The 26,374-nt window shown below is 63.0% G+C and carries 27 protein-coding genes and 1 pseudogene; 12 read left to right on the top strand and 16 right to left on the bottom strand.

Features of this window, described 5'->3' with window-relative positions:
- Positions 1-283: 283 nt before the first annotated feature.
- Complete coding sequence (locus CK222_RS32470) at positions 284-550, top strand: hypothetical protein (protein ID WP_164746637.1); 267 nt, start codon at positions 284-286, stop codon at positions 548-550.
- Between the two features lie 254 nt (positions 551-804).
- On the opposite strand, the gene CK222_RS22870 is transcribed toward CK222_RS32470, so the two are convergent.
- On the bottom strand, positions 805-990 hold the full coding sequence (locus CK222_RS22870; RefSeq protein ID WP_066999640.1) for a hypothetical protein: 186 nt from the start codon (positions 988-990) through the stop codon (positions 805-807).
- A 221-nt stretch (positions 991-1,211) separates the two neighbouring features.
- On the opposite strand from CK222_RS22870, the gene CK222_RS22865 reads away from it, so the two are divergent.
- The gene (locus CK222_RS22865) at positions 1,212-2,111 is read left to right on the top strand and encodes a LysR substrate-binding domain-containing protein (protein ID WP_066999645.1); all 900 of its coding nucleotides are present in this window, start codon (positions 1,212-1,214) and stop codon (positions 2,109-2,111) included.
- A 1-nt stretch (position 2,112) separates the two neighbouring features.
- Here CK222_RS22865 and CK222_RS22860 read toward each other — a convergent pair whose 3' ends face one another.
- The 3 genes from CK222_RS22860 to CK222_RS22850 form a co-directional block, all read right to left on the bottom strand.
- A complete protein-coding gene (locus CK222_RS22860) occupies positions 2,113-3,072 on the bottom strand; it encodes an alpha/beta hydrolase (protein ID WP_095801949.1) in 960 nt (319 codons plus the stop codon).
- Between the two features lie 231 nt (positions 3,073-3,303).
- Positions 3,304-3,489, bottom strand: a complete 186-nt coding sequence (locus CK222_RS22855) for a hypothetical protein (protein ID WP_067329623.1) — start codon at positions 3,487-3,489, stop codon at positions 3,304-3,306.
- Between the two features lie 185 nt (positions 3,490-3,674).
- On the bottom strand, positions 3,675-5,744 hold the full coding sequence (locus CK222_RS22850; protein ID WP_095801948.1) for an ASKHA domain-containing protein: 2,070 nt from the start codon (positions 5,742-5,744) through the stop codon (positions 3,675-3,677).
- 89 nt (positions 5,745-5,833) lie between these two features.
- Between CK222_RS22850 and CK222_RS22845 the strand changes: the two genes are divergently transcribed.
- Positions 5,834-6,064 (top strand): hypothetical protein, encoded by a 231-nt coding sequence (locus CK222_RS22845; RefSeq protein WP_245433190.1) that lies wholly within the window; start codon positions 5,834-5,836, stop codon positions 6,062-6,064.
- A 79-nt stretch (positions 6,065-6,143) separates the two neighbouring features.
- On the opposite strand, the gene CK222_RS22840 is transcribed toward CK222_RS22845, so the two are convergent.
- The 7 genes and pseudogenes from CK222_RS22840 to CK222_RS22810 form a co-directional block, all read right to left on the bottom strand.
- Complete coding sequence (locus tag CK222_RS22840) at positions 6,144-7,121, bottom strand: methyltetrahydrofolate cobalamin methyltransferase (protein ID WP_095778498.1); 978 nt, start codon at positions 7,119-7,121, stop codon at positions 6,144-6,146.
- A gap of 142 nt (positions 7,122-7,263) precedes the next feature.
- The gene (locus CK222_RS22835; RefSeq protein WP_095801946.1) at positions 7,264-8,358 is read right to left on the bottom strand and encodes a methylenetetrahydrofolate reductase; all 1,095 of its coding nucleotides are present in this window, start codon (positions 8,356-8,358) and stop codon (positions 7,264-7,266) included.
- Positions 8,355-8,954 carry a methylenetetrahydrofolate reductase C-terminal domain-containing protein gene (locus CK222_RS22830; protein ID WP_066999668.1) on the bottom strand — a complete coding sequence of 200 codons (600 nt, stop codon included), beginning with the start codon at positions 8,952-8,954 and terminating at the stop codon, positions 8,355-8,357. The genes CK222_RS22835 and CK222_RS22830 overlap by 4 nt, the downstream gene beginning before the upstream one ends.
- On the bottom strand, positions 8,947-9,249 hold the full coding sequence (locus CK222_RS22825; protein ID WP_066999671.1) for a virulence factor: 303 nt from the start codon (positions 9,247-9,249) through the stop codon (positions 8,947-8,949). Before CK222_RS22825 ends, CK222_RS22830 begins: the two co-directional genes overlap by 8 nt.
- A 135-nt stretch (positions 9,250-9,384) precedes the next feature.
- A complete protein-coding gene (locus CK222_RS22820) occupies positions 9,385-10,167 on the bottom strand; it encodes a formyl transferase (RefSeq protein ID WP_095801945.1) in 783 nt (260 codons plus the stop codon).
- A 114-nt stretch (positions 10,168-10,281) separates the two neighbouring features.
- Positions 10,282-10,852: pseudogene (locus CK222_RS22815) on the bottom strand (DUF4893 domain-containing protein).
- Positions 10,853-11,019: 167 nt separating this feature from the next.
- On the bottom strand, positions 11,020-11,649 hold the full coding sequence (locus tag CK222_RS22810) for a DUF1638 domain-containing protein (RefSeq protein ID WP_095801944.1): 630 nt from the start codon (positions 11,647-11,649) through the stop codon (positions 11,020-11,022).
- A gap of 56 nt (positions 11,650-11,705) precedes the next feature.
- Between CK222_RS22810 and CK222_RS22805 the strand changes: the two genes are divergently transcribed.
- Positions 11,706-11,843 (top strand): entericidin A/B family lipoprotein, encoded by a 138-nt coding sequence (locus CK222_RS22805; RefSeq protein ID WP_019858698.1) that lies wholly within the window; start codon positions 11,706-11,708, stop codon positions 11,841-11,843.
- Between the two features lie 83 nt (positions 11,844-11,926).
- Here CK222_RS22805 and CK222_RS22800 read toward each other — a convergent pair whose 3' ends face one another.
- Positions 11,927-12,625: a B12-binding domain-containing protein gene (locus tag CK222_RS22800; protein WP_066999684.1), complete on the bottom strand. Its 699-nt coding sequence runs from the start codon at positions 12,623-12,625 to the stop codon at positions 11,927-11,929.
- A gap of 281 nt (positions 12,626-12,906) precedes the next feature.
- Here CK222_RS22800 and CK222_RS22795 point away from each other — a divergent pair, with 281 nt between their 5' ends.
- The 6 genes from CK222_RS22795 to CK222_RS22770 all read left to right on the top strand — a co-directional run bounded on the left by CK222_RS22795 (position 12,907) and on the right by CK222_RS22770 (position 19,320).
- Complete coding sequence (locus tag CK222_RS22795) at positions 12,907-14,481, top strand: trimethylamine methyltransferase family protein (protein ID WP_095801943.1); 1,575 nt, start codon at positions 12,907-12,909, stop codon at positions 14,479-14,481.
- 89 nt (positions 14,482-14,570) lie between these two features.
- Entirely contained in the window at positions 14,571-15,260 is a 690-nt protein-coding gene (locus CK222_RS22790; protein WP_095778495.1) for a hypothetical protein, read from the top strand.
- A gap of 104 nt (positions 15,261-15,364) precedes the next feature.
- The gene (locus CK222_RS22785; protein ID WP_095801942.1) at positions 15,365-16,096 is read left to right on the top strand and encodes a dienelactone hydrolase family protein; all 732 of its coding nucleotides are present in this window, start codon (positions 15,365-15,367) and stop codon (positions 16,094-16,096) included.
- A 73-nt stretch (positions 16,097-16,169) separates the two neighbouring features.
- Positions 16,170-16,733 carry an RNA polymerase sigma factor gene (locus tag CK222_RS22780; RefSeq protein ID WP_095801941.1) on the top strand — a complete coding sequence of 188 codons (564 nt, stop codon included), beginning with the start codon at positions 16,170-16,172 and terminating at the stop codon, positions 16,731-16,733.
- Positions 16,734-16,735: 2 nt separating this feature from the next.
- Complete coding sequence (locus tag CK222_RS22775; RefSeq protein ID WP_095801940.1) at positions 16,736-18,904, top strand: VWA domain-containing protein; 2,169 nt, start codon at positions 16,736-16,738, stop codon at positions 18,902-18,904.
- A gap of 14 nt (positions 18,905-18,918) precedes the next feature.
- Positions 18,919-19,320 carry a hypothetical protein gene (locus CK222_RS22770; protein ID WP_245433184.1) on the top strand — a complete coding sequence of 134 codons (402 nt, stop codon included), beginning with the start codon at positions 18,919-18,921 and terminating at the stop codon, positions 19,318-19,320.
- A gap of 12 nt (positions 19,321-19,332) precedes the next feature.
- On the opposite strand, the gene bmt is transcribed toward CK222_RS22770, so the two are convergent.
- Together bmt and CK222_RS22760 are read right to left on the bottom strand one after the other, a co-directional pair.
- Positions 19,333-20,349 carry a betaine--homocysteine S-methyltransferase gene (gene bmt, locus CK222_RS22765; protein ID WP_066999705.1) on the bottom strand — a complete coding sequence of 339 codons (1,017 nt, stop codon included), beginning with the start codon at positions 20,347-20,349 and terminating at the stop codon, positions 19,333-19,335.
- A gap of 152 nt (positions 20,350-20,501) precedes the next feature.
- A complete protein-coding gene (locus CK222_RS22760; RefSeq protein WP_095801938.1) occupies positions 20,502-21,359 on the bottom strand; it encodes a helix-turn-helix transcriptional regulator in 858 nt (285 codons plus the stop codon).
- A gap of 228 nt (positions 21,360-21,587) precedes the next feature.
- Between CK222_RS22760 and CK222_RS22755 the strand changes: the two genes are divergently transcribed.
- The gene (locus tag CK222_RS22755) at positions 21,588-22,598 is read left to right on the top strand and encodes a fatty acid desaturase (RefSeq protein ID WP_095801937.1); all 1,011 of its coding nucleotides are present in this window, start codon (positions 21,588-21,590) and stop codon (positions 22,596-22,598) included.
- A 75-nt stretch (positions 22,599-22,673) separates the two neighbouring features.
- Entirely contained in the window at positions 22,674-23,519 is an 846-nt protein-coding gene (locus CK222_RS22750; RefSeq protein WP_095801936.1) for a PhnD/SsuA/transferrin family substrate-binding protein, read from the top strand.
- Here the strand turns inward: CK222_RS22750 and CK222_RS22745 are convergent.
- Positions 23,481-24,827: a Xaa-Pro peptidase family protein gene (locus CK222_RS22745; protein ID WP_095801935.1), complete on the bottom strand. Its 1,347-nt coding sequence runs from the start codon at positions 24,825-24,827 to the stop codon at positions 23,481-23,483. The genes CK222_RS22750 and CK222_RS22745 overlap by 39 nt on opposite strands.
- A gap of 17 nt (positions 24,828-24,844) precedes the next feature.
- Positions 24,845-26,353 (bottom strand): glycosyltransferase family 39 protein, encoded by a 1,509-nt coding sequence (locus CK222_RS22740; RefSeq protein ID WP_176477716.1) that lies wholly within the window; start codon positions 26,351-26,353, stop codon positions 24,845-24,847.
- Positions 26,354-26,374: the final 21 nt, after the last annotated feature.

Genomic DNA, 26,374 nt, shown 5'->3' with positions numbered 1-26,374 from the left:
AGTCGGGGATGAGGAAGAACACAAACGATCTCTTGATCGGGTGCTTGACGGCATTCACGGGAAACCTCACGCGGCCATGACGCGAACAGAATGTCGCTAATAGCATAGCGACATCAGGAAAAATCATTCCTGTCAATCGGCTAGACGGCTAAGCGACGATTAAATTTGCGACACGGGTCGCAAATGGGCAATCGTCGATGGCGCGAGACCGAAGGTTGCTACTTCAGGTTCCAACGAATGCGCCGTCAGAAGAAAAACGCCGCCACGGCGGAGCCGGGCGACGTTGAATTTCATTCAGCGCGACGGCAACCAGGTGCCGTTCGAAACTGCTGTGTCAGGCAACGAAGCCGAGGCGAGCGGCAGCCATGGCGCCGGTCTGGCCGGGCATGGTCTTGGCAAGACGCTGACGCTCAAGAGCGGTCGTCATGTTCATTTCGCGACGGGGGAACAGGCGGGCAAACAGCTTCATCATCATCTCCATTTGGTTGCTCAGACGGGTCGCCTTCGCTTAATGGAGTGGGGCAGCTCGTTTTTGCTGGCGGTGATATAGGCCTGCTCCAGCCAAAACTAAATCGCAAAAACGAAGCGCTTGTTATGAAAAGCGACATCCCATGCGACTTTTTTGAGCTCTGCGCTCGAAATTTACTATTAGTTACAGCGCTTTAATTCGAAACGGACGTCGCTATGCGAGTGCTTCATATGCGTCATGCGACGGCCGCATGGCTGGAAAAGTCATTTGAGTACAAACAAAAGGGCCTGCCGGTCTGACACGCGGCAGGCCCTTAGCACGTGATGCACACTTATTTACTTGGCTCCGGCCCAGGTTCCCACGCCGTAGCGCAATCCAGTCTTGGCATCGGCGGCTTCCGGCCAGCCGATATCCTTCTGCAGTTCGATCGGCAGCGCATGGATTGCGCGTTCGGTCTGGTAGCGAGCGCGGGCGGCACTGAATTCGGTCGCGAGCCGACCGATAGACGACAGGATAGACATTTTCTTTCTCCTCGATTCGGGCAGGGAGGCGCCCCGGCAATTGGTTACGTCAGGTCTGTTTCAGCTTCATTTCATGTCGAGTGCAGGCCTGTATCATGGTCGTTCGATGGCTGCTTTTGGCAGCATCCTGCATCGATCGAGTTGACTATGCGCTCGAAGTGATGTTCAATCAAACGAAATGGAATGATCATTTGCATCAGAAAAATTGAAGGCAAGCCCTGATGAACGCCCCACTCAACCATCCTTTGCCGCTGCTCGATCTCGACGTGCTGCGCACCTTCGTGGCGATCGCCGAGACCGGCAGCTTCACCACCGCCGCCAATGCGGTGTTCCGCACCCCCTCGGCCGTCTCCATGCAGATCAAGAAGCTCGAAGACATTCTCGGCCGTTCCGTCTTCGCGCGCGACGCGCGCTCGGTGACGCTGACCACGGACGGCGAGATGCTTCTCGGCTATGCCCGGCGGCTTTTGTCGATCAACCGCGAAGTGGTGTCGAAGTTCATCATTCCCGACATTGTCGGTGTGGTCAGGCTTGGCTCGCCGGACGACTATGGCGAGCGCGTGCTGCCTCACGTGTTGAAGCGCTTCGCGCAATCGCATCCGTCGATCGCCGTCGACGTCACCATCGACCAGAGCGTCAATCTGCGCCGCCGCATGGACGACCGTGCGCTCGACATCACGCTGCTCACCAATTCCTACAAGACCAGCGCGGTCGGCGCCGAGGTGCTGCTAACCGAGCCGATCGTCTGGGCCGGCGCCAAGGGCGGCTGCGCGCATCTGCGCGAACCGCTGCCGGTTTCGCTGTGGGAAGAAGGCTGCGCCTGGCGGGCCGGCGCCCTGGAAGCGCTCGGCCGAGAAGGCCGCAACTACCGCATCGCCTATATGAGCGCTCATACCGCCGGCCAGCGGGCCGCCATCATGGCCGACCTTGCCGTCGCGCCGCTGCCGAAGTCGTTCCTCGGCGATGAGATGGTTTCGCTGGGCGCGAAGGACGGCATGCCCGATATCGGCACCTACAATCTCGCCATGGTGGTGGCACCCGATGCCAGCGCGCCGGTGAAGGCGGTTGCCGACCACATCCGCGCGACCTTCGAACTGTTCCGGGAAACCGGCAAGTTCTGAGCTATTCGGCCGCCGGCACAGGTCGCGCCGCATAAGTGGTTCGGCGCGATGCATGGGCTCGCTGCGGTACGATCTCGGCTGTGAGGAAGTCGACGATGCTGTCACGTGCGCGCCGCGCTTCCGGCATATCGATCAGCGGCCAAACGTGGAACATGCCTTCCTCGTATACGACATCGACCTCGACGCCTGCGGCGCGCGCCCGTTCGGCGAAGATCAGATTGTCGGGGCTGAGCAGGTCGCGCGAGCCGGTGAGCAGCAACGTCTTCGGCAGCACCGAGAGATCGCCGTAGAGCGGGCTGATGTGCCAGTCGGAGCGGTCGATGCCGGCGCTGTAGAGCCGGATCGCCTCGAGCCCGCCGGGGATGCCCAGCCAGGGGTCGTTGCGTTCGGCTTCGAACACTTCCGGATTGGACAAGGACATATCGAGGCCGGGCGAGATCAGCACGTGGCGCGCCGGCGAGGGCAGGCCTTCCTCGGCGGCCATCATGGTGAGCACGACTGCCATGTTGCCGCCGGCGGAATCGCCCATGAAGACGATGTTCTCGGCATCGGTCTCTAGCAGCATGCGCCGGTAGACGTCGCCGACCATGCCGAACATGTCATGGAAATTGTGCTCCGGCGCGATCGGATAGATCGGCACGGTGATGCCGAAGCCCAGCCGCTCCGCCATCTCGGCAATCAGCACCCAGTGATAGGACGTGATCTGAAAGACGAAGGCGCCGCCATGCAAATAGAGGATGCGCCGGCGCTCGCCCGATTTCGGTGCGATCTCATAGACGGGGAAACCATCCACGCTGGTCTCCGCGATACCCAGCCGCGCCTTCAGAAGGGCCGGCGGATGATAGTCTTCGGTCTTGCGGGCGTAGGCGATCCAGCGCTGCAGATTCTCGGGACTGGAAAAGGCCTTCTTGCGGCTGTGCCTGAGAATGAACGAAACGACGTGGCTTTTCAAACTGGGCATACGGAACACGGATCGGTCGAGCCGACTAAGAGAAATTCCCCCTGCTATGCGAAGATTGTAGTTAGGTTGAAAATGTCAAGGTTCGCAGCGGGCACATCGGCGTGATGCGACGGCGGTCGCGTCAACGGCGCCCTGGCAGCAGCGCGGCGCGCAACTTGTTGTCGCCGATCGCCGAGGCCGCTTGCCGGCCTCGGCGCTTGCCGAGCAGCTTACATTTGTCGGCGAAGGTCATCAGCGGGCGGTTCCCAGGAGCAGCGCGTGCAGGGCTGCCTGCGGGTCGCTCGGCGGCGAAGCCGGCCAGCCGATATCCTTCTGGACATGCACGGGCAGGTCGTTGAGCGCGCGGATCGCCTTGCTCCGGGCATGAGCCTGCCTGATGGTCACGCCGAAGCGGCCGAGGTTATCGAACATCGACATAGTGGGTTCCTCCGGAAGGTCGCGCCAGCTCGAAGACATTTCGCGCCAGCCCTTCGATGGCGGGCTAAATGCGCCCGGCATGTTTCCGGCGGATTTCACGAAAACAGCGTTCCGGTTTCCGGATCGATGGACCCGGAAACATTTGCATGCATACGAACTAAAGAGAGTCGTCGGGCGAAGGGGACCTATTCGCGCCCACGCCGCGCCGCCCGTTCTTCGCGCGAGCGCCGGCGCGGGGTGGCGTCGCCTGCGGCGCCGTCCTCGCCGACCGTCTTGCGCGGCGGCAGCTTCACTGCGGCCGCGAGCTTCGGGAAAGGGTCGACCTTGTTCGGCAGCGCCATGGCGTAGACGAAGTGCTCCTGGAATTTTGGCTCCAGAGCGGTTTCGATCTTTTCGATCCTGCTCACCGTCTCCTCGATCTCACGGCGGTAGCCGCGATTGAGGAGCGCCATGCGCGCGCCGGCGCCGGCGGCGTTGCCGACGGCCGAGACCTTGTCGAGATCGCAATCGGGAATGAGCCCCAGCACCATGGCGTATTTCGGGTCGATGAAAGAACCGAAGGCACCGGCGAAATGGATGCGGTCGACATGGTCGGTGTGCTGCTTTTCCATCAATAGCTTGGTGCCGGCGTAGAGCGCCGCCTTGGCGAGCTGGATGGCGCGCACGTCGTTCTGGGTGATGGTGATCTTCGGCTCGCCGTCCTTCAGCACATAGGAGAAGGTGCGGCCGTTGGCGACGATGCGCGGCGAGCGCGCGCCAAGCGATCCGTCGACGACGCCGTCCTCGGAGATTATACCGGCGAGATACATCTCGGCCACCACTTCGATGATGCCGGACCCGCAAATGCCAGTGACGCCGGTCGCCTGCACGCTTTCGGCAAAGCCCGGCTGATCCGACCAGAGTTCCGAACCGATGACGCGGTAGCGCGGCTCAAGCGTGTCGGGATCGATGCGCACGCGCTCGATGGCGCCGGGCGCCGCGCGCTGGCCGCCGGAAATCTCGGCGCCCTCGAAGGCCGGGCCGGTGGGAGAGGAGGCCGCAACGACGCGCGTGCTGTTGCCGAGCACGATCTCGGCATTGGTGCCGACGTCGACGATCAGCATCATCTCGTCCTGGCGGTGCGGACCCTCGGAGAGCGTGACCGCGGCTGCGTCGGCGCCGACATGGCCGGCGATACAAGGGAGCATATAAAGGCGCGCGCCCTGGTTCAGTTTCAAGCCGAGATCGGAGGCTTTGATGCGCACGGCGCCGGAAACGGCGAGCGCGAACGGCGCGCCACCGAGCTCGGTCGGATCGATGCCGAGAAACAGATGATGCATTATCGGATTGCCGACGAACACCGCGTCGAGGATGTCGTTGCGCTGGACATTGCCTTCCGCACAGACCTTGTCGACCAGGCCGGAAACGGCCTCGCGCACGGCGACCGTCATGCCCTCGCGGCCGTCCGGGTTCATCATCACGTAGGAGACGCGGCTCATCAGATCCTCGCCGAAGCGGATCTGCGGATTGGAGGTGCCGGAAGAGGCGGCGACGCGGCCCGACAGCAGCGACACGAGATGCATGGCAATGGTCGTCGAGCCGATGTCGCAGGCGAGCCCGTAGGCCTCGTTCTTCAGGCCCGGCCACAGCGCGATGACGCGCGCGATGTCGCTGTCCGCATCCTTGTGGATGGCGGCGGTGGCGGTCCAATTGCCCTTGCGCAGAATGCCCTGCACCTGCGGCATGAGATAGAAGTCGAACTCGACATTCTTGAACCCCCAGTCCTTCATCAAGGCGATCTTGAGTCGGTCGAGGTCGCCGAGCGGCTTGTGCATGTCGGGCTCTTCAATCTCGACATAGCACATGCGGATTGCCGTATCGCGAGCGATCACCCTGGTGTCGGCTGCCTTGCGGATGGTCTGGGCGTTGATGACCGTGTCCTGCGGCACGTCAATGACGAGGTCGCCGAGTACCTGCGCTGAGCAGGAGAGGCGGCGGCGCTCGGGCAGGCCGCGCACGCGCTCGTAGCGCTCTTCCTTGGCGCCCTTGGGCGAGATGTGGTCGTTGGCAGAGACGATCTTGTGCTTGGCGAAATTGCCTTCCTGCACCTCGATCTGGCAGCGCCCGCAAGTGGCGCGGCCGCCGCACACGCTCTCGACATAGACGCCGAGCTGGCGCGCGGCGTCCAGCACCGGCGTGCCAACGGGAAACCGCCCGCGCTTGCCTGACGGCATGAACAGCACAAGCGGATCGGTGATGTTGGGCGGGGGATTCATGCTGGCACGCGTCTCGATGGCAATTGCCGATACCGTTTAACGGATCGTTTTACTGTTGGGTGGAGTGTACGTTGGTCCAGGGGCCAAACATGTCGGATATTCTGCTGCCCGCTTTCACCATGGTGCGCGTGCTCAAAGGCCCATGGCTGCGCAATCCGCAATATCTGGCCTCCGGAATTCTCGGCGCGATCGTCGGAGCGCTCCTGCTGCACGCATTCTGGCCCGCCTACGACGATGATGTCATCGTCGGCGGCGGCACAGGCATCTTCGGATCCTGGGCTGGAATGGCGTTGTTCGACGCCATATTGGGCGTCGCCTGACCGCAAAGCAGACTTCTCCGACCGCATCGACGATGCGACCGGATCAGGGCTGTTTGCAATGCGGCTCACGATTGCGCGCTTACCCCCTGGCCATGCGGGCTTCACGACCTCCGCGGCGACGCCCGCCGGCAGCGGCGGCGCCATCGCCAGGGGCGGTGACCGCGACCGGAGCCGCGACCGCATGGCCGCCTTCGGCCGGCTTGTAGTCCTTGTAGGTGCGGATCCAGTTGGTGCAGTTCTCGTCGGTGCCGTTGAGCACGTTGGCGCCGCGCACGGCCTCCATCTCCTGCGGGCGGACCGGATTCATGATGGCGCTCGTCATGCCGGCGCCGATCACCATCGGGATGAAGGCGGCGTTGATGCCGTGGCGATGCGGCAGGCCGAACGAGATGTTGGAAAGGCCGCAAGTGGTGTTGACCTTGAGTTCCTCGCGCAGACGGCGCAGCAGTGCGAACACCTGGCGGCCGGCATCGCCCAGCGCGCCGATCGGCATCACCAGCGGATCGACGACGACGTCATGCGCGGGAATGCCGTGATCGGCGCAGCGCTCGACGATCTTCTTGGCAACCGCGAAGCGGACGTCCGGATCCATCGAGATGCCGGTCTCGTCATTGGAGATGGCGACGACCGGTACGTTGTATTTCTTGACCAGCGGCAGGATGGCTTCAAGCTTCTCTTCCTCGCCGGTGACGGAGTTGACCAGCGGGCGGCCCTTGGCGACCTTCAGCGCCGCCTCGATCGCGGCGGTCACCGAAGAGTCGATAGACAGCGGCAGATCGACCAGGTTCTGCACGATCTCCAGCGTCTGCACCAAAAGCGCCGGCTCGGTCGCATTGGGGTCGACGGCGGTGACGCCGGCATTGACGTCGAGCATGGTGGCGCCGCAGGCGGCCTGTTCCAGCGCATCCTTGATGACGGTCTCGAAGTTGCCGGCCACCATCTCGGCGGCCAGCTTCTTGCGGCCGGTCGGGTTGATGCGCTCGCCGATCACGCAGAAGGGCTGATCGAAGCCGATGACGATTTCTCGGGTCGCCGAGGCGACGATGGTGCGGGTCATGCAATCTCTCCGTCGGGATATAAAGAGTTCTTTATATCGTTATCTGGTCTTGTTCAAGCGCACGGGTGTCGGCCGCGCCTTGGACTTTAAGTTCATGTATGTCGGTGTCCCAAAACCGGTTCCCACTTTTGGGCGACATACATCAATGCGCGGTCTTCACCATGTCGACCTGGGTTTCGGTAATCTCGTCGTGCAGTATGTGGTCGAGCCGCTCGGCGACGATCTGGTCGTCGCGGCGGATCTCCCGTTTCCAGGGTTGGCGGCCTTTCAGCACGCCGGATTCATCGACGATCTCGGCGACATACTCTTCCTGGCGGTAGGCCATCACATGGACGCCGGCGACGCCCGGAATTTCCTTCACCTCGTTGATGATGTCGATGCAGAGCTGCTTGCCTTCCTTCTTCTGGTCCTGCGCGCCTTCGAGCCGCTTGATCACCGCATCGGGGATATGGATGCCCGGCACGTTGGAGCGGATCCATTTGGCGGTCTTGGCAGAGGCGAGCGGCCCGACGCCGCACAGGATGAAGACTTTTTCGGTGTGGCCGAGGTCGCGCGCCTTTTGCATGAAGTTTCGGAACATCGGCACATCGAAGCAATATTGCGTCTGCACGAATTGCGCGCCGGCGGCAATCTTCTTGCCGAGATGGATGGGACGGAAATCGTAAGGCGGCGCGAAGGGGTTTACGGCAGCACCGAGGAAGACCTGCGGCGGCGTCGTCAGCTTGCGGCCGGACAGGAACTTGCCGTTGTCGCGCATGATGCGGATGGTTTCGAGCAGCGACATGGAATCGAGGTCGAAGACCGGCTTGGCGCCCGGCTGATCGCCGGCCTGCACGCCGTCGCCGGTGAGGCAGAGCATGTTGGCGACGCCCATTGCCGCCCCGCCCAGCACGTCGCCCTGAATGGCGATGCGGTTCTTGTCGCGGCACGCGATCTGCATGATCGGGGCGTAGCCCATGCGGGTCAAAAGCGCGCAGATGCCGACCGAAGACATGTGGCAGTTGGCGCCGGAGGCGTCGACCGCGTTGATGGCGTCGACCCAACCGTCGAAGATCTTGGCGCGGTTGTAGACGTCTTCCGGGTCGGCGCTGTCGGGCGGGTTGAGCTCGGTCGTCACCGCGAACTCGCCGCGGCGCAGCACGCGCTCCAACCGACCGCGCGACGAATGGCCGGGCAGGGGATCGAGCGGCAGGTGAACGCCGGCCGGGTTCTCGTCGCGCTGGTGGCGGATGCTCATGCTGAAGCTCCGGGGTTCTGCGGGTTCTGGGCGGCTTCACGCGCCGCGGCCGCCTGCGCGGTCACCCTGAGCCAGGCCGAGGTTTCGCGCAGCGACTGATCGACCGGCTTCTGCACGGTGAGGATCTTGTCGCCATGCTTCATGTTGCGGGAGCCTTCCCAGGCCTTGACCCAGACGCAGGGCATGTCCGGCTCGACCTCGCAATTGCCGTTGGCGCGCACGCCGCCGCACGGGCCGTTGCGCAGCTGCTTCGGGCAGTTCATCGGGCACGACATGCCAGTGGAGGAGAGCACGCACTGGCCGCACATGCGGCAGTCGAACATGAAGCCCTTGACGCGTTTCTCGACGAATTTCACCGGCGCTTCGACGCGGCCGTAGCCGATGCCCTTCCACAAAGGATGCAAGAGCAGGAAGACATCGGCGAACCTGCCATAAAACCATTCGAGCAGTCGCGAATGGCGGATGGACCACAACCTCACGGCAAAAGTGCGCTGAACGCGGCGTTGCGGCGACACGTCCGCAGGCTTGTAGTCGGACTTCGGCGCCGCCTTCTTGACCAGGGTGGCCTGGGTGACCGCCGGCTGCTTCTCAGACATTTTCTTTCCCGCCAGCCTTGACCAGAGCGACCAGCCGCTCGCGGTCATATTTCGTATCGAGTTCCTGGTAGGCCTTCTCGACCTCGGCTTCGATGTCGTCGCCGACCGGAACCGGATCGGCCTTACGCCATTCGGCGAGGTAATCGTCGGTGCCGCCGGCGCCGGTGCGCATGGCGCACATGTCGATCGCCTCGGTGAAGCGCAGCGGCAACTCGCGCTTGGCGTTCTGCCGGCCTTTCTTGACGATGACCTGCGCAGGGATATCGCGCCAATAGACGACGATCAGATCGGCCATGAATTCTCAACTCCTCGATGTTGGGAGCATTGCCGCATGCGCCCTTGTGCCGCTTGTTATGGGACGACGCGCGCGCCTTCAAAAGCGACGCTGGCGATGACGCAAAGCGAGTGCTGAATTTCCGACGCCGGCAGATTACCAGACGCGCTTCGTCAGGCCGGTCCAGAGGTAGGACCAAATCGTCGGGTGAAACCACTGTTTCGAGGGCAGGCCGGGATCGATCGTCGTAAGTTTTCCCGCCAGCGCCTCGGCCACTGCCTGGACGCAGATGTCGCGGGAAAATGCCGCCTGCCGCAGCGCGTAGCTGGCGATGGTGTCGCCGCGTTTCGACTTGCCGCGCGCCTGCTTCAGCACTCCGCCGGTGTCGACGCCGGCATCGACCAGATGCACAGTGGTGCCGAAATTCCCTCGATCACTGGAGGCCAGCGCCCAGTAGCCGCCATTCATGCCACGATATTTCGGGGCAATGCCGGCGTGACAGTTGAGCACCGGGCAAGGCATCTTCGCGAGCATATTCCTCGACAGCAGCCGGCAGCCGGCGAGGAGCACGACGCCCGGCCCGATCTTCTCAATCGCCTGAAGGCATTCCGGACCGTTGGCGGAAGGCACATGGATGATCGTCTGGGTCGGGCGAGGTTCTGTCTCGAGCTTTTCCGCGGCAATCAGCCGTGCAGCATGGCCGGCAAAGAACCGCTTGCCAAGCTTGGTCAGCACCATCGTGCCGAGCTGGCCGATGGCCGAGATCCAGCCCTGGCGGCGGGCGCGGCCGAGCAGCAAACGCTTTTTTGATTCAGGGTTTTCGAGGATGACACTCACAGGGCCGACGCGATCGGCGATGGCGTTAACGATTGCCCAGATATGCGGACCGCCTTCGGTGACGACAACAGTCCGCCGCGGACCGGATTCCGACGTTGCCATGGCAAGCACCCGCTCTCAAAGTCGGGCGCATGCTAGGGAGAGCGGGTTAACCCTTAGTGAGCCAATGGTCGCGCATGATCCTGGTCCGAAAACTCTGCAACTTTTCGGGCTCAGTCAGCGCTTGAATTCCATGATGTCGAGCTTCGATTCATAATAGGGCGCGGGGAATTCGATGCGCCACTCGGTGGCACTGTTGCGGAAGGCATAGCCCACTTGGTCGCTTTCGGCGCCGCTGCCATAGGGCTTGGCCTTTTCGTCATTGACCGAAAACGAGCCGAGATAGATGGCGCGCTTCTCACCGTCGTCGAAGAAGCGACCGGTGGTGCGCTGCGAGCCGCTGATCTTCTGCAGCCGCCAACCCGAGCCGTCCCCGGTGACCTTACACTTGAACCAGCCATAGATAACTAGCGGGCTCAAGCCGCCGGCCTTGATGGTGCGACATTTCCAGTTGCCGGTCAGATCCTTGTCGGAGAAAGCAACCAGCGGCTTGGAGAGCAGCGCATCGAGTTGCTTGACCTCAGCCGGATCGCCGGCCTTTGCCTCTTCGAGAGCCGCCTTGCGCGTTTCGCCATATTTATCCAGTCGCGCCTTGTCTGCGGCGGTGATCATGCAACTCGCCGTCGGCATAGGCGGGCAGGGCGAAGCCGATAAGGCAAAGGGCGGCAAGCAGCAGGCGAGGGATCATGGGCGTTTCCCGAATCGGTGGCTGGAATAGCTGTTTGGTCTGCTTGGGGCACAACTTACCCGTTCGCAGGCCGCTGTCATCCGGCTTGCCAGCGGAGGCGAGGGGGCTTCGTCTGCAAGTCGATCGTCCGTTCCGCTGGCCGCCGTTGAAGCAGCCCTGCTCGAGCCTCAAGCGTTGGCTGCCGCCCGCGCCAGTTCGCTCGTCAGATCGCCATAGCCGGTCGAGCGGCGCTCGTAGGCGAGGCCGAGCATGGCGGCGGCTTTCTCGGCAATCTTGTCGAGATCCGGATCGTCGGTTTGCGCGAGATAGATCAGCTTCTCGTAATTGCCGAAATAGTCCTTGATAAGCTCGGGATGCCTGTCGAGCCCGAGCGGCTTGATGAAGAAGGCGTCGAATTGGCGACAGAGGAAGTCGGTCATGTAGAACGACATCATGTCGCCGTCGGCGACCTTCGCGTAGAGGTCCATGCCCTGGTAGAAGGCGAAGCAATGCGGGCCGGCCATGCGCTCCACGCCATGCTTCTCGATCACGCGGTCGAGCATGCCGCCGGTGCCGCAATCGGCATAGCCGACGAAGATGTGTTTGTAGCCTTCCGCCTTGGCCTTTTCGATGGCCTTGTCCATGGCCGGCGCGATGCGGTCCGGATAGAAGTGGAACTCGGCCGGCAGGCAGGTCAACTCAAGGTGATCGAGCTTTAGCTGTTGCTTGACGGCCAAAACTTCGCGCGCAATCATCCCGCAGGCGATGACGAGCAGCCTGTCTGTTTGATTCGGTTTCGTTTTTTGCGTTTTGACCATGAACCAGTCGAGCCGGTTTTCGCTGCGGGGCTAATTATCTGTTGAGGGAGACACCCATGAAACTGCTACGCATCGCGCCGATTGCCATCCTTGCCTGCGCGCTTGCACTCACCGCCTGCGCCAACACCATTCGAGGCGTCGGCAAGGACGTCAAATCGACGGCGAGGGCGGTCAAAGACACTGTCGCCAACTGATCGTTCAGCCTCATCATCATCTGGGAACAAAAAAGCCGCGCTGCAAGGCGCGGCTTTTTTCAATCCATCCTGATGCCCTGGGATCAGGCGGAAGCGCGAACGTTGTGCTTGCGCTTCATGAAGTCCTTGGCGGTCTCGACCGCCACCGCGGCATCGCGGCAATAAGCGTCGGCGCCGACGGCCTTGCCGAATTCCTCGTTGAGCGGCGCACCGCCGACCAGCACGACGTAATCGTCGCGAATGCCCTTTTCCTTCATCGTGTCGATGACGACCTTCATATAGGGCATGGTCGTGGTGAGCAGCGCCGACATGCCGATGATGTCAGGCTGATGCTGCTCGATCGCTTCCAGATATTTCTCGACCGCATTGTTGATGCCGAGGTCGATGACATCGAAGCCGGCGCCTTCCATCATCATGCCGACGAGGTTCTTGCCGATGTCGTGGATGTCGCCCTTGACGGTGCCGATCACCATCTTGCCCTGCTTGGGCGCGCCGGTGGCGGCAAGCAGCGGGCGCAGGATGGCCATGCCGGCCTTCATGGCATTGGCCGAGAGCAGCACTTCCGGCACGAACAGGATGCCGTCGCGGAAATCTTCGCCGACGATGCGCATGCCTTCGACCAGCGCCTCGGTCAGCACCGTGTAGGGCTGCCAGCCGCGCTCAAGAAGGATATGCGTGCCTTCCTCGATCTCTTCCTTCAGCCCGTCATAAAGGTCGTCATGCATCTGCTGCACGAGTTCCTCGTCGGAAAGCTCGGAAAGGATGATCTCGTCGTCGGACATTTTTTCCTCGGGCTCCTTGCTGCTCGGAATGCTTGCTGCAGCTCAAAAATCGATGCGCCAATACCTAACCCGCGAGGGCAAGGTAGCCATAGCTGATTTGCGACTTCCCGCAAAAGGAAAGCGACTGAAAAGTTGGCGGTTTTCTTGTCGATTTTGCGACAGGCGTTGGCGCTGGCGGGCCGTTTCCAATAGGGTGCATGGCTACGATCCGGAAAGAAGCGGCGGCGAACCGGCCGCCAGCCAATTCAGGCCCAAATCTAAAATCTATAGGAAGAACGATCATGAGCGATAACGCGGCAGTCGAGCAGGAAGCGTCGGGCGGACGACGCGGACGCGGCGCCAGCGGCGGCGCGGCGGCCAGGCGCGCGGCGCGCGCAGGCGGCGGTCCGGGCACCCAGCTCACCTATATCAAGCGCAAGATCAACGTCTACGAGGTCCTCGACGAGGAAGGCCTGGCGCTGATCGAGAAGAACACAGACACGGTGCTGGAAGAGATCGGCATCATCTTCCGCGACGACGCCGAGGCGCTCGCGCTGTGGAAAGAGGCCGGCGCCGATGTGAAAGGCGAGCGCGTGCATTTTCCCAAGGGGCTTTGCCGCTCGCTGCTCAAGACCGCGCCTTCGATCTACACCCAGCATGCGCGCAATCCGGAGCGTTCGGTGCAGATCGGGGGCAAGGGAACAGTGTTCGCGCCGGTCTACGGCCCGCCCTTCGTGCGCGACCTCGACGGCAACCGCCGCTACGCAACGCTTGAGGATTTCCAGAATTTCGTGAAGCTCGCCTATATGGCGCCGTCGATCCACCATTCGGGCGGCACGGTATGCGAGCCGGTCGACGTGCCGGTCAATAAGCGCCATCTGGACATGATCTATTCGCATATCCGCTATTCGGACAAACCGTTCATGGGCTCGGTGACGGCGCCGGAGCGGGCCGAGGACACGGTGGCGATGGCCAAGATCGTGTTCGGCGAGGATTTCGTCGAGAACAACACGGTGCTGACCAGCCTGATCAACGCCAACTCGCCGATGGTGTTCGACGAGACCATGCTCGGCGCGCTGAAAGTCTATTCGCGCCACAACCAGGCCTGCATTGTCACGCCGTTCATCCTGGCCGGCGCGATGAGCCCGGTGACGGTTGCCGGAACGCTGACGCAGATCCTGGCCGAGGTGCTTGCCGGCGCCTCTTTCACGCAGCTGATCAGGCCCGGCGCGCCGGTGCTGTTCGGCACTTTCGCCTCATCGATCTCGATGCAGTCGGGCGCGCCGACTTTCGGCACGCCGGAACCATCGCTGGTTTCCTATGGCGCAGCGCAGCTCGCGCGCCGGCTAGGCCTGCCGTTCCGCACCGGTGGCTCGCTCTGCGCCTCGAAGGTCCCGGATGCGCAGGCGGCCTATGAGAGCGCCAACACGCTGAACTCGACCATCCTTGCCGGCACCAACTTCGTGCTGCATTCGGCCGGCTGGCTCGAGGGCGGTCTCGCCTCCTGCTACGAGAAATTCATGATGGACATCGACCAGCTCGGCATGACGCAGAAATTCGCCGAGGGCGTCGACCTGTCGGAGAACGGCCAGGCGATGGGCGCCATCCGCCAGGTCGGTCCGGGCAGCCACTATCTCGGCTGCGACCACACGCAGGCGAATTTCCAGACCGCCTTCTACCGCTCCAACATCGCCGACAACAATTCCTATGAGCAGTGGCTGGCCGAAGGCGAAAAGACAGCGCCGCAGCGCGCCAACGAGCTCGCCCGCCGCTGGCTGGAAAGCTACGAGGCACCGCATCTCGATCCGGCGATCGACGAGGCACTGAAGGATTTCATCGACAGGAAGAAGGCCTCGATGGCCGACGCCTTCACTTGAAAGGAGCCCGAGTCAGGCCGGGCTAAAGTCGCCAACATCATCCATAAGGAAGTCTGGCGGAGCGCGTTCTCCGACCCGGACAAGAAGGGATGACTTTTTCGCGCGGCACGATCGAAGGGACCGCGGCCGCGCTTGCCGCCCACGGCCTGATCCTTCGGGGCGGCTTTCGCTTCGCTAGTGATGAAGCCGTGCCTGCGGGGCTTTCAGGCGCGCCTGCGAAGTCCGCCCTCTTAGTTGGGCAGGCCGGCGCCGCACCCTGGCCGCACTTCCAGCGCTGGCTCGGGCAGCGGGCCAGCGGGATCGTCAACCCGCTCGACACCTGGTCGCGGGAGGTGATCGGCGCGGTGGCGCAAGCGTTCGGCGCTCGCGCCGTGTCGCCCTCCGACAGGCCCTATCTGCCGTTCCAGCAATGGGCGATGCGGGCGGAAGGGTTGAAGCCGTCGCCGCTCGGCATCCTCATGCATCCGCAGTATGGGTTGTGGCATGCCTATCGCGGCGCGCTGCTGTTCGAGGAAGAGATTTTCCTCCCCGAACCTCGAGAAGCGATTCATCTCTGCGACACGTGCGTCGAAAAACCCTGCATGAATTCCTGTCCGGTCGATGCCTATTCCGAGCAGGGTTTTGCCCATGAAGCCTGTCTTGGGCATGTGCGCGGCCCCGGAGGCGGCCTGTGCCGCACGAGCGGCTGCCTCGACCGCAACGCATGTCCCTACGGGGCGGACTATCGCTATCCGCCAGAGGTGCAGGCCTTTCATATGGCGGCCTTTGCTCGGCTGTAAGATGAAGGCCAACCGCACGAAATCTTGAACGCCAGGCTCCGGGATTGTCTTGCCGGGCCGCTCCAGCCGGATATCTATCGCGCGGACAGACGACGGAGAGCAGCATGGCCAAGCAAGAGATCGAGATCGAAACCCGGGACGGGAAGGCCAAGGCCGGGCTGTTCCGACCGGCGGCGGCGGCCAGGGCCGGCGTCATCCTCTACATGGATATTTTCGGCCCGCGGCCGACGCTCGACCAGATGGCCGAACGCCTCGCAGGGCATGGCTATGCCGTGCTGTTGCCCGATCTGTTCTATCGCAGCGTGCCCTATGGACCGTTCGACCCTAAGACTGCGTTTGCTGAGGATAAGACCAGGGCTCAACTGACGGCGCTGAGCGGTGGCACCACGCAAGAGATGACCATCCGCGACAGCGCGGCCTTCCTCGATGCGCTCACTGCCGAAGGCCTGGACGGGCCGGTCGGCGTCGTCGGCTATTGCATGGGCGGCGCTCGGGCTCTCAATGCGGCCGCGGCCTATCCCGACCGCATTGCTGCCGCGGCCAGCTTCCACGGCGGCAATCTGGCAAGTGATGCGCCCGACAGCCCGCACCGGAAGGCAGCGTCGATCAAGGCACGCATCTACGTCGGGGTCGCCGGCGTGGACCGCAGCTTTCCGCCGGAGCAATCAGCCCGGCTGGCAGAGGCGCTCAGGGTCGCCGAAGTCGACCACACGATCGAGAACTATGTCGGCGTCGGTCATGGCTGGTGCGTCAAGGACCACAGCGTCTATGACGAAGCGGGCGCCGAGCGCCATTGGAAGCGGCTCATCACGCTGTTCGCCGAAACCTTGGGGTAGGGTGCGGAGGCTGCCGCAAAAAAATCTTTCCATCGCCCCAAGGAATCGCCATTAGCCTTCGTCCAACAGGCAAATGACGGCGATGATGCTGGACGACAGCGAAGCCTCCGATGCCGAATTGATCGGGCGGGCGAGGGGCGGAGACCGGGGGGCTTTCGGCAAACTGCTCGAAAGGCACTATGGCTTCGTCTATCGCGCCGCCTATCGCTGGTGCGGCCGCAAGGCCGATGCCGAAGACATCGCCCAGGATGTCTGCGTGCGGCTCGGCCGGGCAATCCGCGACTATCAGGGCAATGGCGTGTTCACGACCTGGCTCTACGCCATGACACTGAACGCTTCGCGCGACATGATGCGCAAGCGCGCCCGCGACAGCGCCAAGACCGAGGCCTTCGGCACGTATGCGCTGATCGCGGGGGAGGGCTCGGCGGAAGCCCAGGACCCGGCCGAGGCGCTGTGGGCGGCGGTGCGCATGCTGCCGGACAAGCAGCGCGACGCGGTGCTGCTCGTCTATGGCGAAGGGTTGAGCCACGCGGCTGCGGCCGAGGTGATGGCGATCTCGGAGGCGACGGTTTCCTGGCACATCCATGAAGCGAAGAAACGGCTGAAGCTGCTCATGCGCTCAGCCGGGGAAGTGTGACCATGGTCGACGACAACGAACTCGAAAGGCTGCGCAATCTGGCAGTTCCGGCGCCGGACAGCGAAGCGCAAACGCGTGCGTTGGCCGCCGCGATGCACGCCTTCGACTTGAACGAAAAAATTTCGACCGCCCCCCAAGGATCGCCGGCAGGTCTTCGTCTCACGGAGCGAGCACAAAGGCTCTGGAGAGAGATCATGCAACGGAAACTCATTGCCACCCCGGCCCTGACCGCGCTGGTCGCGCTGCCTATCGCCGGCTATGCCGCTTTTGAGATGCTGAGGGAGCAGCCGCCCGTTATTTCAAACGGGAAGGTCACCGAAACGGTGGCCGACAAGCCGGTTGCGCAGAAGCCGATACCGAACCAGCCCGCGATCAGCGAGCCGCTGGCGGCCGCGCCTGCCAAGGAGAAGAAGACCGGCGCCGACAGCGAGAGGCGGGTCGAAGACGAGGCGCAGGTCGCACCGGCATCGCCGCCGAAAACTGAATCGAGCCGATCCGATGATCGGACCAGGCAGGAATATGGGGCGTTGAAGGACTTTGCCAAGCAAGTACCACAGGCGCTGCCTGCGCCGCCGCCTGCACCTGCGGAGGTTGACCAGCTGGCCGCCGGCGGACGCGCGAATGCCCAGGCGCCGGCAACCGCCATGCAGCCTGCAGAGATGCCGGCTGGCGCCGTCGCTGGTTTCGGGCCGATGGTTCAGCCGGCGCCCATGCCGGCCGATCAAATGCAGCCGCAAGAGCAAAACCGCGACCGCATCGAGACCTTCAAGACCAATCCGGTGCACCAAGCTGCCCAGGATCCGGTGTCGACCTTCTCGATCGATGTCGACACGGCGTCCTATTCCTTCGTCCGCCGCTCGCTGAAGGAAGGTATTCTGCCCGACCCAGGCACGGTCCGGGTCGAAGAGATGATCAACTACTTCCCTTATGACTGGAAGGGGCCAGACTCGGCCGCGACGCCGTTCAATTCGACTGTCACCGTCATGCCGACGCCCTGGAACGAGCGCACCAAGCTGATGCATGTTGCGATCAAGGGTTTTGACGTGAAGCCGGTCGAGGCGCCGAAGGCAAACCTGGTGTTCCTGATCGATGTTTCGGGTTCGATGGACGAGCCGGACAAGCTGCCGCTCTTGAAGTCGGCGTTCCGGTTGCTGGTCAGCAAGCTCAAGGCCGACGACACCGTCTCCATCGTCACCTATGCCGGCAATGCCGGCACGGTGCTGATGCCGACAAAGGCCGCGGAAAGGCAGAAGATTCTTGCAGCGATAGACAATCTGGAGCCAGGCGGTTCGACCGCCGGCGAGGCAGGCATCAAGGAAGCCTACAAACTTGCGCAGCAGTCTTTCGTCAAGGACGGCATCAACCGCGTGATGCTTGCCACCGACGGCGATTTCAACGTCGGCCAGACCGATGACGACGACCTCAAACGGTTGATCGAGAAGGAGCGCAAGACCGGCGTGTTTCTCTCGGTGTTCGGCTTCGGCCGCGGAAATCTCAACGACCAGATGATGCAGACCATCGCCCAGAACGGCAATGGCACGGCCGCCTATATCGACACGCTTGCCGAGGCCGAGAAGGTGCTGGTCGAGGACGCGTCCTCGACGCTGTTCACCATTGCCAAGGATGTGAAAATCCAAGTCGAGTTCAACCCGGCCAAGGTCTCGGAATACCGGCTGGTCGGCTATGAGACGCGGGCGCTCAAGCGCGAGGATTTCAACAATGACCGCGTCGACGCCGGCGATATCGGTTCCGGCCATTCGGTGACGGCGATCTACGAGGTCACGCCCAAGGGAAGCGGCGCCGAGCAGGTCGATCCGTTGCGCTATGGCGAGGCGAAGGTCGACAATGGCGGCGTTGCCAATGCGGGCGAATATGCCTTCGTAAAAATCCGCTACAAGCTGCCGAACGAGAATGTCTCGAAACTGATCACGACACCGGTGACCGCGGCCAACGAGGTGCCGTCCTTCGATGAAGCCGGCGTCGACCAGCGCTTTTCGGTCGCGGTCGCGGCTTTCGGGCAGAAGCTGCGCGACGCGGATCAGACGGCGAATTTCGGCTACGACCGGATCCTGGAGATCGCCAACGCCGCGCGCGGCGCTGATCCGTTCGGCTACAGGGCGGAATTCCTGTCGCTGGTGCGGCTAGCCTCGTCGCTGGGCACCAACAGATAGGGCGGGTGCCGTCCATGGAACAAAAAGCCGGCGGAGGACCTGCCGGCTTTTGCCGATCGTTAAATTGCGCGGCTTTTCCGGAACTTGATCGCAATGCCCTCCTGTTAGTCAAAGCTGATAGAAGTGAGGGGCTGGAATTGCATATCACCGGCAACGTGACGCCGACTGCGGGCAATCTTCAGACGCGAGCACCGTCCGCTCCGTCGGCGGAATCCGCGCGGATCAGGAATAATGTCGATGCGGCCCGCGACACGGCGCTCTCTGCGCTCAACAACGACCGCTTTCGCGTGATGCTGGAGCAGATCAGCGACCCGCGCGCGTCCGGCGCGTTGATGACGATGGGCGGCGACGGCAAGAACAGCGCCGCCACCGATCTCGGTACGGCGCTGTCGCGCTACGCTGAAAACAGCGAATAGAGCAGGCCAACTTCAGGCGCGGCTGCGCCGGCGTTCGCGACGGCCTTCGCCTGCCTCGGCAGCGCTCGCTATCTTGTTGCGCATCGGCCCGATGCGCTCGACGATGGACTCGACCGTCGGACGCGCCGACTTGGTGTGCGCGTCGAGCGCCTTGCGCATCGCGGCAAGGTGAGCGAACGAGGTGCCGCAGCAGCCGCCGACGATCTTGGCGCCCGCATCGACTGCCAGCCGGACATAGTCGGCCATCAGTTCGGGCGTGCCGGAATAGTGGATCTCGCTGCCGCGGAATTCCGGAATGCCGCAATTGCCCTTGACGATCACGGTGGCTTCCGGCTTCGCGTCGGTCATGTCGAGCAGCGAGGCCAGGATGTCGGCTGCGCCGACGCCGCAATTGGCGCCCACCCCAAGCGGAGCCTGCGACAGTCCATCCGCAACGCCGTGGATATCCTTGGGCAACAGCCCCATCATGGTGCGGCCGGCCGTATCGAAGGAACCGGTATAGGTGTAGGGCAGGCCGACGCGGATCGCGGCTTCGGCCGCGGCGCGGATCTCATCCGGCGCCGACATGGTCTCGATCCATGCGACTTCGGCTCCGCCGGCCTTCAAGCCCTCGATCTGCTCGGCAAAGGCATCGACCGCTTCCTCATAGGACATAGCGCCGAGCGGCACCAAAAGCTCGCCGGTCGGGCCGACGGAGCCGGCAACGATCACCTTGCGGCCTGCCTTGTCGGACACCGAACGGGCAATTTCGGCGGCGCGCTTGTTCAAGTCATGCACGCGGTCCTGAGCGTGATGCAGCTTCAGCCGATGACGGGTGCCGCCGAACGAATTGGTCAGGATGATGTCGGCGCCGGCATCGACGAAATTCTGATGCAGCGCGGCGATGGTGTCGGGCGCCGTCTCGTTGAGCAGCTCGGGGGCTTCGCCGGCCTCAAGTCCCATCGCGAATAAATTGGTGCCGGTGGCGCCGTCGGCCAGCAGCACGCCTTTTTCGGCAAGCAATGCGTCGATCGGATTGGTGGCGGTCATGGCTCTGGCTTTCGTATCCTGAATTCAAATAACGATATAAAGAAGTCTTTATATCTAGTCAACGAATATGAGGCCCGCTCTTGCGTGAGTTTCCTAAAACGACGGTCGGCCAGGTTGGTCGCCGCATGCCAGCATTGCGATAGCGGCCGCGTTCAGACAAAGCCTGAGGTGAAGGCGATGCCGGCCAGTTTCTGCGTGAAGCTCGCAGCCTCATGCGCGTTGACATCGGCGGCTCGGATCAGATTGTCGAAGTGGCTGGTCAGGGTACGGACCGGCTGGGTGGCGTTCAACACCAGATACATATCGCCGACATAGATTGCGGCGCGGTACGGCCCGAAGATCGTATAAGGGATCGAATAGCGCATGCGGCCGTCATAGAGGAACAGGCGGAAGGTCGGGTAAAGGTCGTCGAGGAGCGTTGCCATGTGCAGCAATTGCCGGCGGCGCTCGGCTTCCGGGAACCGGTCCCAGACGCCGAGCCCGCGTGCGAAAATCTCCAGCGTATGGCGCGGCATGCAGACCTCCATGTCGGTCTCGGGCCGCCTGTTGTAGTCGATGCGGTATTGCGTTTCGCCGGCCTGCGCCTCGCGGCTCTTGTTGGTAATGCCGGCCTCGTATTCGACAAGGGCCTCGGTGCGCAGGAGGTCCGGAATGCCCGCTGGCACGTAGCGGATCTTGGTGCCGACCGCCTCGGCGTGCCATTTGGCAAGTAGCGTGCGGTCAAAGCCGTCCGGCGCCTCCTCGATCTCGAGGCTTTCGCGAATCTCGCCGGTGACGCCTTCGTCCTGGCTAAGGCCCAGCAGCCAGTCGAGCGATACCTTGAACTCGGCGGCAATGTTGAGAAGCGTCTCGGCGCGGGGCAGGCGCGTCGAGGCGCCCGACAGGAGTTGCGACAGCGCCGAACGATCGATGCCGACGGCGCTCGCGAAGGCCGACTGGTTCAAGTCCGAGCGTGTCAAGAGCAATTTCAGGCGCTCTCGGAAGACCGTCGACAGATCACGCTTGTCCATCACGCCGCTCCTTTCCAGTGGAGGAAAAATTTGCGCCCAGGCCTGCTGGTTAGGTGCTCAGGCGCAAATGAATCCCCAAATCTGTTTACAATATATAACATCTGCAGCTAAAAATGCGCATTCGCAACAGATTGTTCACTTTGTCGCGTTGCGACAACGACAGGCTCCTGACACAATGCTGTCAGGAATCAAAGTGGTTCCGGCGACTGGAAGGCAGTGGTCGATAGCATGACTGGCATACGCAAGAGACATAGCAGCACACCGGCCGTGGAATGGCCGACAGTATTCCTCACACTGTTCTGTTATGGCGCCTGGCTTGCCACCGGCTTCCTGCTTTGGCCTTCCTATCCGCTGCTGGCCCTTGTCGCCTTGGCCTTGATACTGGCCCTGCAATCCTCGCTGATGCACGAAGTGCTGCATGGCCATCCGACCCGCAACGCCAGCATCAACGAAGCCTTCGTCATCCTGCCGATCGGGCTGGTCTGGCCGTTCCGCCGATTCAAGGCGATCCATCTTCGCCACCACGCCGACGAGCGGCTGACCGACCCGCTCGACGATCCGGAAAGCTATTACCAGGCGCTCTGGATGCATGCGGAAATGCCGCCGGCGATGAAGGTCCTGCTCAAGATCAACAACACAATGGTCGGCCGCTTCGTTCTCGGACCTTGGCTGTCGTCGATCGGCTTCTTCCTCGAAGACGCTAGACAGATGGCCGCCGGCGACAAGGCGATCCGCAAAGCCTGGCTGCTGCATGCGGTCGGACTTGCAGTGGTCGTGCCGATCGTAACCTTCGGCTTCGGCATCCCGCTCTGGCTCTACATACTGGGGCCGGTGTGGCTCGGCCAGTCCCTGATTTCGGTGCGCACCTATGCCGAGCATCAGTGGTCGGAACACCCGGAGGGCCGCACGATCATCGTCGAGCGGTCGCCGCTCTCCTTCCTGTTCCTCAACAACAACCTGCATTTCGTGCACCACAAGAGCCCGACCGTCGCCTGGTACAGACTGCCGAAGATGTTTCGCGATCGCCGCGAAGAATGGCTGCGGATGAACAACGGCTACGTCTATCCGAATTATTTCGCGCTGATCAAATCATTTGCCTTCAAGGCCAAGGAGCCGGTGGTGCATCCGGTGCTGCGCCGCGCGCCCGAACCCGGCCGTGCCTTCAAGCCGCGCATCAGAGCGCGTAATGTGAGTGGACTTGGCACGGCTCCGGTGCCAGCTGAGCCGCCGAAAGAGTAATTTCGAACTTTCGCGACTGCTTTATCGCCGCGGAATTCAGGCGCCGATGACCGCCTGTTTTGAAAGCTGTTCGTCATGAGCAAGTTGATTGCGGCTCTGCCGATGTATGACTGGCCGGAAGTTCGCGGCGAGATCGACGCGCAATGGGCGCAGCTCCGCGACGCTTTTCGACGGAGGGGTATCGACGCGCCGGAAAGAATGGCGCGCAGCAATCGCGACCTGCCGCCGGTGTCCGGCGGCATCCAAGACGGCGCCGGGAAGCTGATAGCGCCCGACCCCGCGACATTGCCCCCGGACGAGTTCGATTTTCACCAGCTCTGGCTGAGCCCGGCGCTGCTTTTCGGACAGACCTGCTGGGGGCCGATGGAGCTCGGCCTTGCCAGGCATGTGCAGGTGGTCGCTCAGCCAAGCTATGACGCCTTCGAGGGCGGGCAGGGCGAGCTCTATTCCAGCGCGCTGGTGATGCCGGCTGATGGCGGGACGTCGGTTGGCTCGCCCGAGGACGGCAAGGCCGTCATCCCGCTCGATCTCATCCGCGGCAAGCGCTTCATCTTCAACAATCCGGATTCGATGTCCGGGCTGCTCGGGCTGACGCGCGACCTGGAGGCGATCAGCGAAAGTCTGGGCGTCTTCGCCTCGTGCGGCGAAAGCGGCGGCCACCGGTCGTCGATCGTCGCCATCGCCGAGGGCAGGGCCGATATCGCCGCCATCGACTGCCAGAGCTGGGCATTGGCGCAGCGATTCGAGCCGGCGGCGCGGCGCGTGAAAGTGGTCGGCTGGACGACCAGGCGGAAGGGATTGCCGTTTATCTCGGCCAGGGCCACATCGGCGGACGTCGTTGCGTGCATGCGCGAGGCCATCGCCGAGCTTGGCTTGGACGGGTCAGTTGCCAAGCAGCTTTTCGTCGAGCGGGTAGGCTGAGAGTTTTTCGTTGCCGGTCTCGGTGATGAGGATCTGCTCCTCGATCTTGACGCCCTCGCGGCCGCCGAGCCTGCCGATATAGCTTTCCACGCACAGCACCATGCCGGGTTCCAGGACGCCATCCGGCGTGTCGTCCGTCCAGTCGCTGGCATGCGGCAGGGTCGGATATTCGTCCGCCAGACCGACGCCGTGGTAGAGCACGCCGTAGCGCGCCGGGAAGCAGTCTCCCGGCGGCACGGCGGAGCGTTCGACGAGATCGCGAAAGGAAATGCCCGGCCGCATCAATGCTGTGTTGTGGGCGATCTGGTCGGCGGCGATGCGGAACAGGTCATGCTGCTCGTCGGACGGCCGGCCATCGCCGCAGAGCCAGGTGCGCGAGAGGTCGGCGCAGAATCCATAGGGACCGATGAGGTCGGTGTCGAAGGCGACGAGATCGCCGTCCTCGACGATGCGCGACGAGCATTCCTGGAACCAGGGGTTGGTGCGCGGCCCGGACGACAGAAGCCGGGTCTCGATCCATTCGCCGCCGCGCGCGATGTTGCCGCGATGCAGTTCCGCCCAGAGTTCGTTCTCGGAAATGCCCGCCTTCAGCGCCGCTTCCATCTCGCCCATCGCCGCCTCGCAGGCGACAATGGTGCGGCGCATGGCGAGGATCTCGTCGGGCGACTTTATGAGGCGCGCATTCTCCATCACCGCCTCGCCATTGCCGACCGTGATGCCGTGGCGGGCAAGCTCTTCGACGCCTTCCGGGTTGACGTGGTCGACGGCGATCCGCCGATTGCCGCCGCCCTGCTCGGCAAGGAGCTCGGCGATGCCGGCTGCCCAGCGACGGACCTTCTTGTCGGTCAGCTCGCCGCTATAAAGATACATCCACGACACCGCCGGCCGCACCTCGTCGACGACGCCGGCGTGATCCGACAAATGCTCGCAGGAGAAATAGTCGAACAGCACCACAGGACCTTCTGTGGCGACGAAACAGTGGCGGGTCGGATTGTGCGCGACCCAGAGCTGCATGTTGGTCGAATCCGTCGCGTAGCGGATGTTGACCGGGTCGTAGAGCAGGGCGCCCGCATAGTCGCGGCGCCTGAGCTCAGCGCGGATGCGCTCGAGCCGATAGCTTCGCATGGCAGGCAGGTCTGGAGCGGCGATGCCTGCCGCCGCCCATTCGGCTTCGGCTACCGCGCCAAAGCCCAGAGCGTGCTGGTTGAGCGCGGCAGCCTTCTCGCGGGAGGCGGCGCGCAGCGCCTCGACGGAGCCGGGTTCGAACGGCATGATCTTGCGGTGGCGGCCGAAACGTTGTGTGTCCATGCGGTCCCCCTGGCTGTCTATTGCGGCGTCATCTTGTGCAGCCTGGTGATCGTGACCTGGCGCGGTGCGTTCCCCAACTGCGGCACCGCGATGCGCCGATGGACGGTGTCCATCACATAGCCGGCCTCGGTGATCCTCTTGAAGATGACGGAAGCCGGCTCCTCGTCATCCGTGAGCACAAGCACCGCGGGCTCGCGGATCGATTTGGCGAAATCGGGTATCTCGTCGTCGAGCACGATGAGATCGGGATCGACGAGGCGGAGATTGCCGATCCAGAACCAGCTTGAGACCACAGTGCCGACCGGTCCGTCGACTGTCAGCTGACGATGGAGCGAAGCGTAGTCCATGCGCACGATGCTGCCGCGGTTGTCGCCGCCGTGGACCTGCATGTACCAGCTTACCGGAAGCACCAGGATGGCCATCACGGCGCCGACGAAGACGATTGTAGCCTGCGTCTTCCTGCCCCTTTCCCCCATCGCGTCCAGCCGCATGGCAATGGCGACCGGCAACAGCACGAATACGGGCAGCATCCAGCGATCGCGAAACTGTGTGATGCCTCCCGCCAGCACCACCACGAGCGTGATCAGCAAGGCGAAGCCTATCGCTCGCCAGACCAGCGTCTCTGGCCACGGTGCGGCCTCGGGCGGTGGTGCGGATTGCTTGCGCGCCAGGAAAAACGCGACGGCAAAGATCGTGGCCGGCAGCCCGGCGAAATTGAGTATCGCATTGCCCAAGCCGCGGATGCCGCGAGACAGGGTCTTTGCCGCGCTGCCCCCCTCGGCGACGCCCAGGCCACCGCTGTGCGCCAGCAGGTCTCCCAGATGCGTGAGGCTCCAGTAGAATGTGGGCAGGCAGGCGAGGATCGCCACAACCACACTGATCAGGAAACGGCGATCGAAGATCGCCTCACGTGTTTCGCGGACGGACAGCGCCGCAAGGAACAGCGCAGCGAGAAAGATCACCTCATTGTATTTCGACAGCATTGCGGCGGCGGTCGCCAAGCCAAGCAGCACATACGCGGTAGTCGAGCGCCGTTTCTGCAACTCGGCGACTGCCAGGAGCAGCAGCGATGAAAAGCAAAAAACCGCGACCGAGTGGGTGAGGGCATGCTGCATCTCCCATACGATCTGTGGAAACAGCAGCAGGCCGAACATGGCGGCGGTCGCCGCGCGGGCTGAGTAGCCCAGGCGGCGCACTGTGGCGAAGGACGCGACCAATCCACCGGCCAGCAGCGTGTATTTGACGATCTTGAGCGCGAGAATGCTGGTTCCAACCAGCGAGGCCGTGAGGATGCCGAACCAGGTGTATAAAGGCGGCTGCGAGCCGCCATAGCCGGCCGCGAGGAAGCGCATCGCCATCAACTGTTCGGCGTCGTCGACGCCGACGCCGGTGCCCACGAAATGGGACGAGAGCGGCATAACCACGATCTGGACCAGGCAATAGGCAAGTGCAAACGCGATTGCGGCACTGAAAGGACCAACCCGGTCATCGCAGAGCCAGTCGGTCCATTTCTCCAGCTGCCGCAAGGGTCGTCTTCTCATCTGATG

It is taken from the genome of Mesorhizobium sp. WSM3866, assembly GCF_002294795.1.
Classification (GTDB): Bacteria; Pseudomonadota; Alphaproteobacteria; order Rhizobiales; family Rhizobiaceae; genus Mesorhizobium.
The sequence above is the reverse complement of the archived record's forward strand: the minus strand, read 5'-3'. Positions and strand labels throughout refer to the sequence as shown.